This is a genomic window from Pandoraea sp. NE5 (genome assembly GCF_024363545.1).
Lineage (GTDB): Bacteria > Pseudomonadota > Gammaproteobacteria > Burkholderiales > Burkholderiaceae > Pandoraea > Pandoraea cepalis.
Genome location: NZ_AP025517.1, coordinates 2,236,267 through 2,250,241 on the forward strand (window position 1 = coordinate 2,236,267; position 13,975 = coordinate 2,250,241).

The window sequence follows — 13,975 nt, forward strand, 5'->3', positions numbered from 1 at the left end:
GGTACTGACCAGCTTTTATCGGGGCTCACATGATTCTCTATTTGCACGGCTTCCGTTCGTCGCCGCGCTCCTTCAAGGCGCAATTGATGGCCGCGCGCATGCACCGCCTCGGCCTGGGGCGCGAGTGGGCTTGCCCGCAATTGCCGCCGTCGCCGCTGGCCGCGGTCGTCGACGCGCAGCGTCTGCTCACCGGCGTGAAGGCCGACGAGTTGACCATCGTGGGCAGCTCGCTGGGCGGCTATTACGCCACGTATCTGGCCGAGAAGCTCGGTTGCCGCGCGGTGCTGCTCAACCCGGCCACGCGCCCGTACGACGATCTGGGCAAGTGGCTCGGCGAGCAGCCGATGTGGCATGGCGGCGGCACTATCGTCGTTGAGCCGCGTCACCTGGACGAGCTGCGCATGATCGACGTGGCCCAGATCACGCGTCCCGAGCGCTACTACCTTGTGGCCGCGACCGGCGACCAGACCCTCGACTACCGAGACATGGTGGCGAAGTTTCCGGGGGCGAAGCTCACGGTGATCGACGGCAGCGACCACGGCATTTCCGATTTCGCCAACTATATGGACGACGTGCTGCGCTTCGCCGGCATCGACGTTCCCCCCTCGCCCGGTGCCGCCGGTCCGTTCGCGGGCGAATAACGCGTTTGCCCCTTCCGCCCTAAACCGCCGCAGGTTGGCGGGCTACAATGTCGCCTATTGCGATCGATGGCTGTTTCATGAATATTTTTTTTGAGGAATCCGGCGGCTTCAAGGCTGGCACGGTGTTGTCGCAGCAAGGTGAGTCGTACCAGGTGGAGCTGCCCGGTGGACGCCGCAGCAAGATCAAGGGGCGCGACGTGCTGCTGCGTTTCGAGTCGCCGTCGCCTGCGGAGCTGATGACGCAGGCGCAGGCCGCCGCACAGGACATCGACATGAGTTTCCTGTGGGAATGCGCGCCTGCCGAGGAGTTCGCGTTCCCGGTGCTCGCTGCCGAGTATTTCGGCGAAGGCGCCGGCGTTGCGCAGCAGGCCGGGCTCGCGCTGGCGCTGCAGGCTTCGCCGGTGTACTTCCGCCGAAAAGGCCGCGGTCAGTACCAACGCGCGCCGGAGGAACAACTGCAGGCCGCGCTCGCGGGACTCGCCCGCAAGCAACAGCAGGCGGAATTGCAGGCCGTGTATGCCGATCAACTGATCGCCGGCACGCTGCCCGACGCGCTCAAGGGCAAGGAACTGCTGTTGCTGTTCCGTCCCGACAAGAACACCATCGAGTGGAAGGCGCTCGACGCCGCCGCCATGGCGCTGGGCAAGACGCACGCCGAGGTGATGCTCGCCTGCGGCGGCATTTCGTCGCCGCGCGCGTATCACGAGGCGGCGTTCCTCTACGAACACTTCCCGCGCGGCACCGGCTTCCCGGAACTCGGGCCGATCCCGGTACCCGGCGACGACTTGCCGCTGGCCGACGTGCAGGCGTTCTCCATCGACGATTCGACGACGACCGAGATCGACGACGCCCTCTCGGTGCAGGTACTGCCCGATGGGCTGTTGCGTGTCGGCATCCACATTGCGGCGCCGGCACTCGGCATTACGCGGGGTGACGCCATTGATGAGATCGCGCGCGCGCGTCTGTCGACGGTCTATGCGCCGGGCGAAAAGATCACGATGCTCCCCGATGCGATAGTCGAGGCGTACACGCTTGCCGAGGGCGGCGCGCGTCCGGCACTGTCGCTGTATGTCGTGGTCAAGGCTGACACGTACGAAATCGTGGCGACGGAAACGCATGCCGAGCGGGTGCCGATCTCGGCAAACCTGCGTCACAACGAACTCGACGCGATCATCACGGCCGAGACGCTGGCCGATGGCAGCGGCGAGTATCCGCACAAGGAAGCGCTGCGGCTGTTGTGGCCGTTCGCGCAGTCGCTCTACGAGAAACGTCAGGCCGCGCGCGTGGGTTATGGCCTGCGTCCGGAAGTGCAGAACAAGACCGACTTCAATTTCTACGTCGAAGGCGAGCAGGTCACGATCAAGCAGCGTATGCGCGGCGCGCCGCTGGACCTGATCGTCGCCGAGATGGCGATTCTCGCGAACAGCCGGTGGGGACGCCTGCTGGCCGAGTGCGGCGTGCCCGGCATCTACCGCGCGCAGCGTGCTTACGGCGTGAATCGCACGCGCATGCAGACATCGCCGGCGCCGCACGAAGGTCTGGGTGTCGAGCAATACGCATGGAGCACCTCGCCGCTGCGTCGCTATGTGGATCTGGTCAACCAGTGGCAGTTGCTTGCGTGCGTGCGTCACGGCGTGACGGCCAAGCTGGCGGCACCCTTCAAGCCCAAGGATGCCGACCTGTACGTGACCGTGTCGAGCTTCGAAGCCGCCTATGCGGCTTATGCCGAGCACCAGAGCCGGATGGAGCGCTACTGGTGCCTGCGCTGGTTGATTCAGGAGAACAAGTCGCAGGTCCAGGCGAGCGTGCTCAAGGGCGACACCGTGCGCCTGAACGATATTCCGCTGACGCTGATCGTTCTGGGGCTTGGCCCGCACGCGCGCGGTACGCAGATCATGCTCGACGTGCTCTCGCTCGATGTCGTCACGCTCAGCATCTCGGTACGTGTCGCGCAGGTGTTGGGCGCCAGCCAGAACGGACTGGGCGAAGACGATGACGAAGGCGCCGGCGGTGCAGGAGACGGCGGTGGGGGGCACGATGGAGGCGATGGGGCCGAAGGTGGCGACGACGCGGGAGGGGCCGACGATGCCGATGGCGCCAACGATGCGGAGGGGGCGAACGATACCGAAAGCGACGGCCGCGACGAAAGCCAGGGTGACGACGACGTCGCCTCGGCCTTGGCCGACGTCACCGCCGCGGCGTCGCACACCGTTGATGTTGCGTCCGGCACTTCGTCGCTTGCTGCCGCGCTGATGGTGGCGGGGGGGCGCGACGCGTCTCCCGGTTCGGCGTGCTGAAACCCGCTCTCGCGGCAGGCAACCTGCGCGCGGCGCGCCGCCGCGGCGGGTCGCTGATGCGCGAGCATCCGCTTGCCACGGGCCTGGCATTTTCCGCGCTGGTCCACCTGCTCGCGCTGGCGGTGCATTTCGTCGCGCCCGACAGTTTCCGACTGCATAGTGCGGACACGCCGCTCGATGTCGTCCTCGTCAACGCGAAGTCGGCCAACGCCCCCGACAAGGCCACGGCGCTCGCGCAGGCCAACCTCGTGGGCGGCGGCGAGCACGACGGCGAGCGTGCGACATCACCGCTGCCGTCACGCGCGCTCGATCGCGACGGCGCGCCCATCGCGCAAATCCAGCGCAACGTGAGCGAACTGGAAGCGACGCAGGAAAAGCTGCTGACGCAACTGCGCAATCAATACGCCGCCACGCCGGCGTCGCAGCGGCATCGCGCCGACGCGCCGCAGCGCGGGCAAGGACTCGACGATCAGAACGTCGACCAGAAGATCGCCCGTCTGCAGGCGGAAATCGACAAGCAGTTGCGCGCTTATCAGACCCGCCCGAAACGCGGCCAGGTCACAGCCAATACCCGTGAAGTGGCGTATGCGCGCTATTTCGACACGCTGCGTCATCGCGTAGAGCGCTACGGCACGGAGCATTTTCCCCAGATCGGCAACGAGCGTCTCTATGGCGAGCTGATCGTCACGCTTAACGTCAATCAGCGGGGCGGGCTCGGCTATCACAAGGACGGCTGGAATGTCGCGGGCGTGGAAGTCACGCGAAGCTCTGGCAATCGCGATCTCGACCGCCGCGCGGTGGCGATCGTACAGGCCAGTGCGCCGTTTGGCGACTTCTCGCCCGAGATGCGGCAGCGCTATGACATTCTCGAGATCGTGACGCGGATGACCTTCTCGCGCCAGGGGGTGCAGGCCGAGACGCTTGCGTCACCGTCGGTCGCCGCGGCGCGGTAGGGCGCCACGGGCGAATCGTCGGCAAACGCCCGAAGCCACAGGGACGCTGCGTGTACTATTCGATGACATTCGCGCGGTTTGTCGGCAACGTGATATGAAGGTTTCCGGCGACCGATGCCTGCCGAGTCACGGCAAAACACCGTATCTGATGCACGTGGACGCAAGTAATTGCGGCGCCTGGGCGAAAGCCAGGCGCCGCGTCTTTGACAACGATGACAAACCAAACGCCCTCCGGGGAACTGCAGGCCGATCGCTACGCCGTGATCGGTCATCCCGTCGAACACAGCCAGTCGCCGTTCATTCACGCCGAGTTCGCGCGCGAAACCGGCCAGCATCTCACCTATGAGCGCCTGCTCGCGCCGCTCGATGGGTTTGCCGCCACCGTGCGCACCTTTATCGACAACGGTGCTCGCGGGGCCAACGTCACCGTCCCGTTCAAGCTCGAGGCCCACGCGTTGGCGGATCGTCTGACCGAACGCGCGCAGGCGGCGGGCGCCGTCAACACGCTGGTGTTCGACGCGCGGGGCATCACGGGCGACAACACTGACGGCGTGGGGCTCGTGCGCGATATCGAGGGGCCGCTGGGCGTATCGCTCAAGGGCCGGCGCGTGTTGCTGCTCGGCGCAGGCGGTGCGTCGCGCGGGGCAATGTTGCCGCTGATCGAGGCGGGGCCGGCGGCGCTGTTTGTCGCCAATCGCACGGCCGCGCGCGCCGACGAACTCGTCGCACGGTTCGCCAACGCCGCTGAGCGCCATGGCGTGGCGCTCGCCGGTGGCGGATGGGACGCGGTCCCCGCGGCGTTCGATGTCGTCATTAACGCCACGGCCGGTAGCCTTCAAGGCGACGTACCGCCGCTGCCTGCGGGCGTCTATGCGGAAGGGGCGCTTGCCTATGACATGATGTACGGCGCGCAGCCAACGGTGTTCATGACGCACGCATTGGCGGCCGGGGCGACGCGCGCGGCCGACGGTCTCGGCATGCTCGTCGAGCAGGCGGCCGAAGCGTTCGCGGTGTGGCGCGGCGTGCGGCCGTCGACCGATGCCGTGCGAACCGCCTTGCGCGCCCGGCTCGCAGCGAAAGGTTGACGTTGCCGATGGCTGCGCCGCGACGCGCTTCGCGCACGACTCGCCATCGCCGCTGGGGGGCGTGGCAGTGGACAGCCTACGTTGTCACGTTGGTCTTCGTGGGCGTGCTTGCCACGCAGCTCTATTACTTCGTGCAGATTGGCTGGTGGGTGCGTTTCGATCCGTCGTCGACGGCGTTTATGCGCGCGGCCGCCGCGCGATTGCATGAAACGGATCCGACGGCGACGCTCAAGCACCAATGGGTGCCGTACGACCAGATTTCGCGACATCTGAAGCGCGCCATCATCGCGAGCGAGGACGCGAACTTCGTCAATCACGATGGCTTCGAGATCGACGCGATGCTCGGCGCATGGGAGAAGAATCAGAAGAAGGGGCGCATCGTCGCGGGCGGCTCGACCCTCTCCCAGCAACTGGCGAAGAATCTGTTCCTGTCGAGCGAGCGAAGTTACCTGCGCAAGGCCGAAGAATTGAGCATCACGTGGATGCTCGAGTTCTGGATGACGAAGCAGCGGATCTTCGAGATCTATCTCAATTCGGTGGAGTGGGGCGAGGGCGTGTTCGGCGCGGAAGCTGCGGCACGGCACTACTACGGCATTCCGGCCTCGAAGCTCTCCGCTTGGCAGGCGGCGCGGCTGGCGGTGATGTTGCCGCGTCCGCGCTACTTCGATGCCCATCGCAATTCGCCGTACCTTGCGCAACGCGCCGGCGTGATCGCGCGTCGCATGGGGGCGGCGGAGTTGCCACAATAGGCGGATAGCCCCCCGCGCGTGGACTGTCGCACGACGAGCACGCGCGGGCGTGTGTGGGGCTAGTGTCGCGAGGGGGCCGCGTCCGGTATCGGCTGTGCTGGCACGTGCATGACAGTGCGCGTCGGATACGGGAGTGAGCAACCCACGGCCTCGACCGTCTCCTTGACGCCGCGCTGGAGGTCCCAATAGAGGCCCCAGTAGTTACCCAGCAATGACCATACCCGCACGTTCACAATCACGGCGTTGTCGCTGACCTGCTTGACCATGATTTCCGGTGCCGGCTTGTCGAGCACTCGCGCGTCTTCTGCCACGTGGGCGCGCAGTGCCGTCATGGCGGCATCGAGATCGTCGTCGAGCGCGATGCCCACGGTGACCTCCATACGACGCGTGGCGTTGCGGCTGAAGTTCGTGATCGGCTGGCCCCAGATCTGGTTGTTCGGCACGCAGACGTAGATGCCGTCAGCATTTGTGAGCGTGGTGGTGAACAGGCCGATTTCATCGACGGTGCCGGCCACCGACGCGCCGGCCGTAATGTAGTCGCCGTTGCGGAACGGGCGCAGCACCAGCAGCATCGTACCCGCCGCAATATTCTGCAACGTGCCTTGCAGGGCCAGCCCGATGGCAAGGCCTGCCGCGCCGAGCACCGCGATGATGCTGGCGGTCTGCACACCGAATTGAGCGAGCACGGCAACGAGCGTGATGATGCGCACCGACCAGAGCGCGATCGACTCGATGAGCGGTTTGAGCGTTGCGTCGAAGTGGGGCGAACGGCTCAACGTTCGGTGTACGAAGCGCGCCAGTCGCTTCGCGATCCAGAAGCCGATCAACAGAATCAACACGGCCTGTACGAGCGACAGACCGTAGCGGACGGCGTTGGCCGCGAGAAAGCCCATCACGGCGTCGAAGGACGCGAGCGGGGGGGTAACCTCAGTCATATGGGGGTTCTCCGTGTTGATGGGGGCCCGAGAGCACCGATATCAAGATTGACGCGAAGCGCGCGGATTGGTTCGACCGGCGCGCGGAGCAGGTAAAATGTCGGCCTTGCTGGAAGGAATCAGTCTCGAATCACCCGCCGTCGGAATACCGCCGCCGGAACCCCGCCGGAACCCCGTCATGACATTCACCGAAGTACTTAACGCGGCCTGGACGCGCAACAATTCTCTGCTTTGCGTGGGCCTGGATCCCGAGCCGTCGCGCATTCCCGCGCATCTGCAAGCGCAGCCGGACGCGATTTTCGAGTTCTGCCGCCAGATTGTGGATGCTACCGCCCCCTACGCGTGTGCATTCAAGCCGCAGATCGCCTATTTCGCTGCGCATCGCGCCGAGGAGCAGCTCGAACGGCTGATCGCCCATATCCACGCCGATCATCCGGGCCTGCCAGTGATTCTGGACGCCAAGCGTGGTGACATCGGCAGCACCGCCGAGCAGTATGCGCGCGAAGCGTTCGAGCGCTATCGTGCCGACGCCGTGACGGTGAATCCCTATATGGGCTTCGATTCGCTGGAGCCGTATCTGGCGCATGCCGAGAAGGGCGTCGTCGTGCTGTGCCGTACGTCGAACCCGGGCGGCAGCGATCTGCAATTCCTCGATGTCGATGGCAAGCCGCTGTATCAGACGGTGGCGCGCCTGGCCGCGGGGCCGTGGAATACGAGCGGGCAGATCAGCCTGGTGGTGGGTGCGACGTTCCCGGCAGAAATCGCTGCCGTGCGCAGCATCGTCGGCGACATGCCGCTGCTGATTCCCGGCGTGGGCGCTCAGGGCGGGGACGTCGAAGCGACGGTCAAAGCCGGTCGCACCGCGAACGGGACGGGCATGATGATCAACTCGTCGCGTGCCATCATCTACGCCGGTCGCGACGAGCACTTCGCCGCGGCGGCTGCCGCCGCTGCGCAAAACACGCGCGACAGCATCAACGCCTATCGCTGATCGGTCCGCGTGCCGATGCGCGGATCGTCGTCAAACGTCGCAGGGCGGCGCGACGATTACGTCTCGGCCTGGTCGAGGAATTCGATGACGCCGCGCAGCGCGTGCTGTGCGGCCTGACTGCGCACCTGTGTGCGATCGCCCTTGAAGCGCTTCGTCTCGACGAGGGTCGTGACGCGGTTGCTCCACGCGAAGCACACCATACCCACCGGTTTTTCGGGCGACCCGCCGCCCGGGCCGGCCACGCCGGTGATCGACAGCGAGATCTGTGCACGACTGTTCAGCAGTGCGCCTTCGGCCATCGCACGTGCCACCGGTTCGCTCACGGCACCGTGTTTGTCGATCAATTCAGGCGGAACGCCGATCATTTCGGACTTGGCTTGGTTCGAATACGTCACGAAGCCACGCTCGAACCATTGGCTGCTACCGGAAACGTCGGTGATTGCTGCCGCAACGAGGCCGCCGGTGCATGACTCGGCCGTGGTCAGCATCAGGCGTTCGTCACGCAGACGATTGCCGACTTTGACCGACAGTTGGGCCAGAAGATTTTGTTCGGAGACCACGGGACGACGCCTTCAATAAGTCAATGCAACGAATAGGTCACGGGTATCGGTGCGCGTGCCCGCGGGAACGGCGCCAGCGAGGCACCCGTCATGATGCGGCTTGCGCCATCGCGCGGCGGCAAGCCCGGTCGATCAGATCGAGCGCCACAGCGCAATGACGAGCAGCGTGCAAAAGGCGGCGACGAGATCGTCCAGCATGATGCCGAGGCCACCCTTGACCGTGCGGTCGAAATATCGGATCGGCGGCGGCTTGACGGCGTCGAAGAATCGGAACAGCACGAAGGCCACCAATTGGCCGACAAAGCTCGCCGGCGTAATGAGCAGCAGCACGATCCAGAACGCGACAATCTCGTCCCAGACGACGGGGCTCGGATCCGATGTGCCAAGCTTGCGCGCTGTGTAGGCGCAGATCCAGATGCCGCCAACGATGGACGCGACGATCAGCACGCCCCATCCCGTGACCGTCAGGTACAGATTGAGCACCAGATACGATGCCCATCCGAAAAGCGTGCCCACGGTGCCCGGCGCGAACGCCGACAGGCCCGTGCCAAAGCCGAGCGAAAAGAGGTGGGCAGGGTGCGACAGCAGGAACCGCGAGTTCGGCCGGCGCGGGCCGCTGCCCGAGTTGACGGCGGCCGGTTGATCAGTGCTCATTGGAAATGGTCGAAACTTTTGAAATCGGCAGCGACGGACGCGCCAGTCTTGTCCTGGAGGTGCAGCCGGGCGAGGCGCGCGTCGGGAAGCGCTATTGTACCGATACGCGTGAGGCGTATGCCGAGTTCGTTGCCGATCGCCTCGATATGCGGCCGTTGCGCACGGTCGGCGCAGAAGCCCAGTTGATAGTCGTCGCCGCCCGCCAGCGCACACATTCTCTGAATCACCGGCGTTTGCGCGGCCAGCAGGTCGGAGCACGGTACATCGTCGACGTTCACCGTTGCGCTCACACCGGAGCGCTCCAGGATATGGCCGAGGTCGCCCAGCAGCCCATCGGAGATGTCGAGGGCGGCGCGCGCCACGCCGCGCAGCGCCAGTCCGAGCGTCACCTGCGGCTCGGGCCAGTCCAGCGCGCGGCGCGCGAGGGCGAGATCGACGTCCGACAAGGTCCATTCCCCACGTATCGCACCGAGCGCCAGCCGGGCATCGCCGAGGGTGCCGGAGACCCAGATGTCGTCGCCGGGCTGCGCGGCATCGCGGCGCAACGCCTGGGCGCCGGGCACACTGCCGAAGACGGTCACACAAAGATTGCGTGGGCCGCGCGTGGTGTCGCCGCCGACAAGCGGGCAGGCGTAACGGTCGGCCAACGCCGACAGGCCCTCGGCAAAGGGCGCGAGCCAGGCCGGGTCGCTGTCGGGCAGGGCAATCGCCAATGTGAAGCCCATGGGCCGCGCGCCCATGGCCGCGAGATCCGACAGATTGACGGCAAGGGTCTTGTGACCGAGCGCGCGCGGGTCGACGTCGGCAAAAAAGTGGCGGCCCTCCACGAGCATGTCGGTCGAAATCGCGAGCTGCTCGCCGGTGGGGGGACGCAGCAACGCGCAGTCGTCTCCGATGCCGAGCGTCACATGCTCGCCCGGCCGGGTAGCGTGGGCGAAGAAGCGGTCGATCAGCGAGAACTCGGACAGCGGTGGAGTTGAGGCAGACGTCAGGGTCATGAGCAACGGCGCGGTTGCCCGCCTTGACCGGGCGCATCGCGTTGCGGGACCACTCCGGTGCAACGCGTGACGCCAGGGAGCATTAGGCGGTGGGCAATAAGTAAAGGGCTGCGGTGATGCACAGGCAAGCCCCTATTCTAAGAGGCGACCCGGGCTTTCCCAAGCGAACAAAGCACGGACGCCCGGAATTCAGACGGATTCCCATGCCCGTCTCGGATCCCCCCCACGGGGCTAGACGTCCGTGGTCCGAAAAGGCGGGCGATGGTGCAGCGCAGCGTTGAAATCGCCAGGAATTTTGGCCACTATCGGCGGGGAAGCCGTACCGCGCAGGTGCAGCCCCTATTCGCTTTTTGCATAAGTGGCGTGAATAAATGGGGCTACAATTTGCACTGAAAATCCGACCCCATTTTGTTCGTCAAGAGCCTCCCCTCATGCCCACGCCGATCGATCCGAAACTGCGCGAAGCTGCGCTCGAGTATCACGAATTCCCCACGCCCGGCAAAATCGCCATCGCGCCGACCAAGCAGTTGCTCAACCAGCGCGATCTGGCGCTGGCGTATTCGCCGGGCGTTGCCGCCGCGTGTGAGGAGATCGTCGTCGACCCGCTCAATGCATCGCGCTACACGGCGCGCGGCAATCTGGTCGGCGTGATCACGAACGGCACGGCCGTGCTGGGTCTGGGTGATATCGGCCCGCTGGCATCCAAGCCGGTGATGGAAGGCAAGGGCGTGTTGTTCAAGAAATTCGCCAATATCGACGTGTTCGATATCGAAATCGACGAGAAAGACCCCGAAAAGCTCGTCGACATCATTGCGGCGCTGGAGCCGACCTTCGGCGCCATCAACCTTGAAGATATCAAGGCGCCCGAGTGCTTCATCGTGGAGCGCAAGTTGCGCGAGCGCATGAAGATTCCGGTCTTCCACGACGATCAGCACGGCACGGCCATTGTGGTGGCCGCGGCGCTGATCAACGGCCTGAAGGTCGTCGGCAAGGATCTGAAGTCCGTGAAGGTGGTGACGTCCGGCGCGGGCGCTGCCGCGCTTGCGTGCCTGGACCTGCTTGTCGACATGGGGCTGTCCATCGAGAACATCTGGGTGACGGACCTGGCGGGGGTGGTGTACGAGGGCCGCACCGAATTGATGGATCCGGAGAAAATCCGGTTCTCGCAAAAGACCGATGCGCGCGGGCTGGCCGACGTGATTGGCGGCGCCGACGTGTTCCTCGGGCTGTCGGCTGCCGGCGTGCTGAAGCCGGAAATGGTCAAGACGATGGCCGACAAACCGCTGATCTTCGCGCTGGCCAACCCGAATCCAGAGATCACACCGGAACTTGCGAAGGAAGTGCGTCCGGATTGCGTGATGGCGACGGGCCGCACCGATTACCCGAATCAGGTCAACAACGTCCTTTGCTTTCCGTTCATCTTCCGCGGTGCGATCGATGTTGGCGCCACGACGATCACGCGCTCGATGGAAATTGCGGCGGTGAATGCGCTGGCGGAATTGGCGCGTCAGGAGCAGAGCGATATCGTGGCGTCGGCCTACGGGATCAAAAACCTGTCGTTCGGCCCCGACTATCTGATTCCGAAACCGTTCGATCCGCGTCTGCTGGTCAAGGTCGCGACCGCGGTGGCCGAAGCGGCGATGGCCGCCGGTGTCGCCACGCGTCCCCTCGCGGATGTGGATGCCTATGCGCAATCGCTCCAGCAGTTCGTGTACCACAGCGGCGGTCTGATGAAGCCGCTGTTCTCTGTTGCGCGCAGCGTGCCTGCGAACATGAAACGCATTGCGTTTGCCGAGGGCGAAGAGGAGCGCGTGCTGCGTGCCGTACAGGTGCTTGTGGATGAACGTGTCGCCACGCCGATCCTGGTGGGGCGCCCGGCCGTGATCGAGCACCGCGTGCAGCAATATGGCCTGCGCCTGACACCGGGTGTCGACTTCACCGTCGTGAACCCGGAGCACGACGAGCGCTATCGCGATTACTGGGAAACGTATCACCAGCTGACCAACCGCAAGGGCGTGACGGCGTCTTATGCGCGCGTCGAGATGCGTCGCCGCACGACCCTGATTGCCGCCATGTTGGTGCGCAAGGGCGAAGCGGACGGTATGATTTGCGGCACGGTGTCGACGCCGGGCCGTCATCTGCACTTCATCGATCGCGTGATCGGCAAGCGGGCCGGGGGCCATGTCTATGCGGCGATGAACGCCCTGATTTTGCCGAACCGGCAGATTTTCCTGGTCGATACGCACATCAATCAGGATCCGAGCGCAGAGGAACTGGCCGAAATCACGCTGATGGCCGCCGAGGAGATTCGCCGCTTCGGTATCCAGCCGAAGGTGGCCTTGTTGTCGCATTCGAACTTCGGTACCAGCGACGCCGCGTGCGCCCGCAAGATGCGCGAAACGCTGGCGATCCTGCAGGAACGTGCGCCCGATCTGGAAGTTGACGGCGAAATGCACGGCGACTGCGCACTAGACCCGGAACTGCGCGCACGCATCATGCCGGAATCGACGCTGACCGGTGCTGCGAACCTGCTCATCATGCCGAATATCGACGCCGCGAACATTGCGTACAATCTGCTCAAGACGGCGGCGGGCAATAACGTGGCGATCGGGCCAATCCTGCTGGGCGCTGCCAAGCCGGTGCATATCCTGACCGAGTCGGCCACGGTGCGACGCATCATCAACATGGTGGCGCTGGTGGTGGCCGATGCGGCGGCGCAACAACAGGCGCGTTGACGTCTGGCGAGCGCGCGGCGGTTCGCCACCGTTCGACACATGTTAACGACAAATCGCCGCCCCTTTTGGGGGCGGCGATTTGCATTCCGGCGAGACATTTTGCACGCTCACACCGTCATGTGTGCGCTCACTCTCTTTAAAATCCTTTATTTTCAATAATTTGTCGCGTTGTTTCGTTGCAAAATGTAAGCCGACATTGATTCTCTGGACCAATAGCGATAACCTTACGGCTTCAACCACCAGAACAAGCCCGCGGCGCAATACGACGTCGGGCGACAGGCTAGCTATGACCATGGCACGTTGGCTTCACCGGAGCATCGTGGCGCTGACGGCGGCTGGTAGTGTGTTTCTGTGGTCCAATGCTGTGGCGCGCGAAACCGCGCCATACGTCACGGGTTCAACGGTCGCAGTGTCCGTTGCCGAGTTGCCTCGCGAAGCGCAGCGCACGCTGACGCTGATTGCCCAGGGCGGGCCGTTCCCCTACGCCAAAGACGGCGTTGTGTTCGGGAACTACGAAAAGCAGCTGCCCAAAATGCGGCGTGGCTATTACCATGAATACACGGTGCCGACCCCCGGTGCCCGCAATCGGGGCGCCAGGCGCATCATCTGTGGCGGGGACCAGCGGGCGGTCGATCCTTGTTACTACACACAAGATCACTACAACAGCTTTAGACGCATAAGGGAATGACAGCAGTATGAGTGAGCCGGTTTTCGCACAGGAACGCGGGAAAGATCGTATGGCAGATCCATTCGGTGCGGGCGAGGGCAACTTGTTCAAGCAGGTGCTGGGCCTGCATGCTGTCGCGCGGGCCGGCCGCCGCCATACCTTATCGGAAGAGGGAGATATGAGTCTTTTCAAGACCGTCAGGCCGAATATCGTGCAGTCGATCCGCGCATTCCGCGTGCCGGAATTGGCCGCAGAGGCCGAGCGACTCGGGCAGCACTTCCTCTACGCCAATTGTTCGCAGGCGCAGAGCAAGGCCGAGGTGCTGGAGACGATCGCCACGTCGTTCCTGTTTCCAAAGCATTTCGGAAAGAATTACGACGCCTTGCACGATTGTCTGACCGATCTGGTGCATCACGCAGGCCAGCAGCCTGGTTTTGTCGTCGTGCTCGAGGGATTGCCGGTGGCGACGAAGTTCGATAAGGACGGTCGCGAAACCCTGCTGGACGTGTTCCGCGATGCCGCCGAGTTCTGGGCTGAGCGTCGTATCACGTTCCGCGTCTTTTACTCGTTTGCCTGACGGACCACCAAGCAAATCGTCGGTGAGTGACCTCGGAAACATCGTCTGACGTCACCGGTCTCGCCCCGACGCGAACATGCGTCACGCCAACCTCACGAAAAAGGTCCGCATTGCGGACCTTTTTACGTTTTCA

At 64.4% G+C, this 13,975-nt stretch carries 13 protein-coding genes; 9 read left to right on the forward strand and 4 right to left on the reverse strand.

All coding sequences use genetic code 11. The annotated features are described in order from the left end of the window. The first annotated feature begins 29 nt into the window (after nucleotides 1-29). The 5 genes from PanNE5_RS10230 to mtgA all read left to right on the forward strand — a co-directional run bounded on the left by PanNE5_RS10230 (nucleotide 30) and on the right by mtgA (nucleotide 5,725). Nucleotides 30-641, forward strand: a complete 612-nt coding sequence (locus PanNE5_RS10230) for a YqiA/YcfP family alpha/beta fold hydrolase (RefSeq protein WP_017231503.1) — start codon at nucleotides 30-32, stop codon at nucleotides 639-641. Nucleotides 642-718: 77 nt separating this feature from the next. Then, nucleotides 719-2,938 carry a ribonuclease catalytic domain-containing protein gene (locus PanNE5_RS10235; RefSeq protein ID WP_083902146.1) on the forward strand — a complete coding sequence of 740 codons (2,220 nt, stop codon included), beginning with the start codon at nucleotides 719-721 and terminating at the stop codon, nucleotides 2,936-2,938. Then, nucleotides 2,932-3,891 (forward strand): energy transducer TonB, encoded by a 960-nt coding sequence (locus PanNE5_RS10240; RefSeq protein ID WP_017231501.1) that lies wholly within the window; start codon nucleotides 2,932-2,934, stop codon nucleotides 3,889-3,891. Before PanNE5_RS10235 ends, PanNE5_RS10240 begins: the two co-directional genes overlap by 7 nt. Nucleotides 3,892-4,103: 212 nt before the next feature. Beyond that, nucleotides 4,104-4,976 (forward strand): shikimate dehydrogenase, encoded by an 873-nt coding sequence (gene aroE, locus PanNE5_RS10245; RefSeq protein ID WP_261939705.1) that lies wholly within the window; start codon nucleotides 4,104-4,106, stop codon nucleotides 4,974-4,976. Between the two features lie 8 nt (nucleotides 4,977-4,984). Beyond that, the gene (gene mtgA, locus PanNE5_RS10250) at nucleotides 4,985-5,725 is read left to right on the forward strand and encodes a monofunctional biosynthetic peptidoglycan transglycosylase (protein WP_261939706.1); all 741 of its coding nucleotides are present in this window, start codon (nucleotides 4,985-4,987) and stop codon (nucleotides 5,723-5,725) included. Between the two features lie 59 nt (nucleotides 5,726-5,784). Here the strand turns inward: mtgA and PanNE5_RS10255 are convergent, their stop codons facing one another. After that, complete coding sequence (locus PanNE5_RS10255; protein WP_017231746.1) at nucleotides 5,785-6,660, reverse strand: mechanosensitive ion channel family protein; 876 nt, start codon at nucleotides 6,658-6,660, stop codon at nucleotides 5,785-5,787. Nucleotides 6,661-6,838: 178 nt separating this feature from the next. On the opposite strand from PanNE5_RS10255, the gene pyrF reads away from it, so the two are divergent. Next, complete coding sequence (gene pyrF / locus PanNE5_RS10260) at nucleotides 6,839-7,651, forward strand: orotidine-5'-phosphate decarboxylase (RefSeq protein WP_261939707.1); 813 nt, start codon at nucleotides 6,839-6,841, stop codon at nucleotides 7,649-7,651. A gap of 56 nt (nucleotides 7,652-7,707) precedes the next feature. On the opposite strand, the gene PanNE5_RS10265 is transcribed toward pyrF, so the two are convergent. The 3 genes from PanNE5_RS10265 to thiL all read right to left on the reverse strand — a co-directional run bounded on the left by PanNE5_RS10265 (nucleotide 7,708) and on the right by thiL (nucleotide 9,863). Further along, the gene (locus tag PanNE5_RS10265; RefSeq protein WP_017231748.1) at nucleotides 7,708-8,211 is read right to left on the reverse strand and encodes a CinA family protein; all 504 of its coding nucleotides are present in this window, start codon (nucleotides 8,209-8,211) and stop codon (nucleotides 7,708-7,710) included. A 132-nt stretch (nucleotides 8,212-8,343) separates the two neighbouring features. Then, nucleotides 8,344-8,865, reverse strand: coding sequence for a phosphatidylglycerophosphatase A (locus PanNE5_RS10270; RefSeq protein WP_017231749.1), 522 nt, complete (start codon nucleotides 8,863-8,865; stop codon nucleotides 8,344-8,346). Next, a complete protein-coding gene (gene thiL, locus PanNE5_RS10275; RefSeq protein ID WP_150564246.1) occupies nucleotides 8,862-9,863 on the reverse strand; it encodes a thiamine-phosphate kinase in 1,002 nt (333 codons plus the stop codon). The genes PanNE5_RS10270 and thiL overlap by 4 nt, the downstream gene beginning before the upstream one ends. 431 nt (nucleotides 9,864-10,294) lie before the next feature. On the opposite strand from thiL, the gene PanNE5_RS10280 reads away from it, so the two are divergent. The 3 genes from PanNE5_RS10280 (at nucleotide 10,295) to PanNE5_RS10290 (ending at nucleotide 13,842) form a co-directional block, all read left to right on the forward strand. Continuing rightward, nucleotides 10,295-12,598 (forward strand): NADP-dependent malic enzyme, encoded by a 2,304-nt coding sequence (locus PanNE5_RS10280; RefSeq protein WP_017231751.1) that lies wholly within the window; start codon nucleotides 10,295-10,297, stop codon nucleotides 12,596-12,598. Nucleotides 12,599-12,890: 292 nt separating this feature from the next. After that, complete coding sequence (locus PanNE5_RS10285) at nucleotides 12,891-13,286, forward strand: ribonuclease (protein WP_261939708.1); 396 nt, start codon at nucleotides 12,891-12,893, stop codon at nucleotides 13,284-13,286. A 49-nt stretch (nucleotides 13,287-13,335) separates the two neighbouring features. Then, nucleotides 13,336-13,842 (forward strand): barstar family protein, encoded by a 507-nt coding sequence (locus PanNE5_RS10290; RefSeq protein ID WP_410007573.1) that lies wholly within the window; start codon nucleotides 13,336-13,338, stop codon nucleotides 13,840-13,842. Nucleotides 13,843-13,975: the final 133 nt, after the last annotated feature.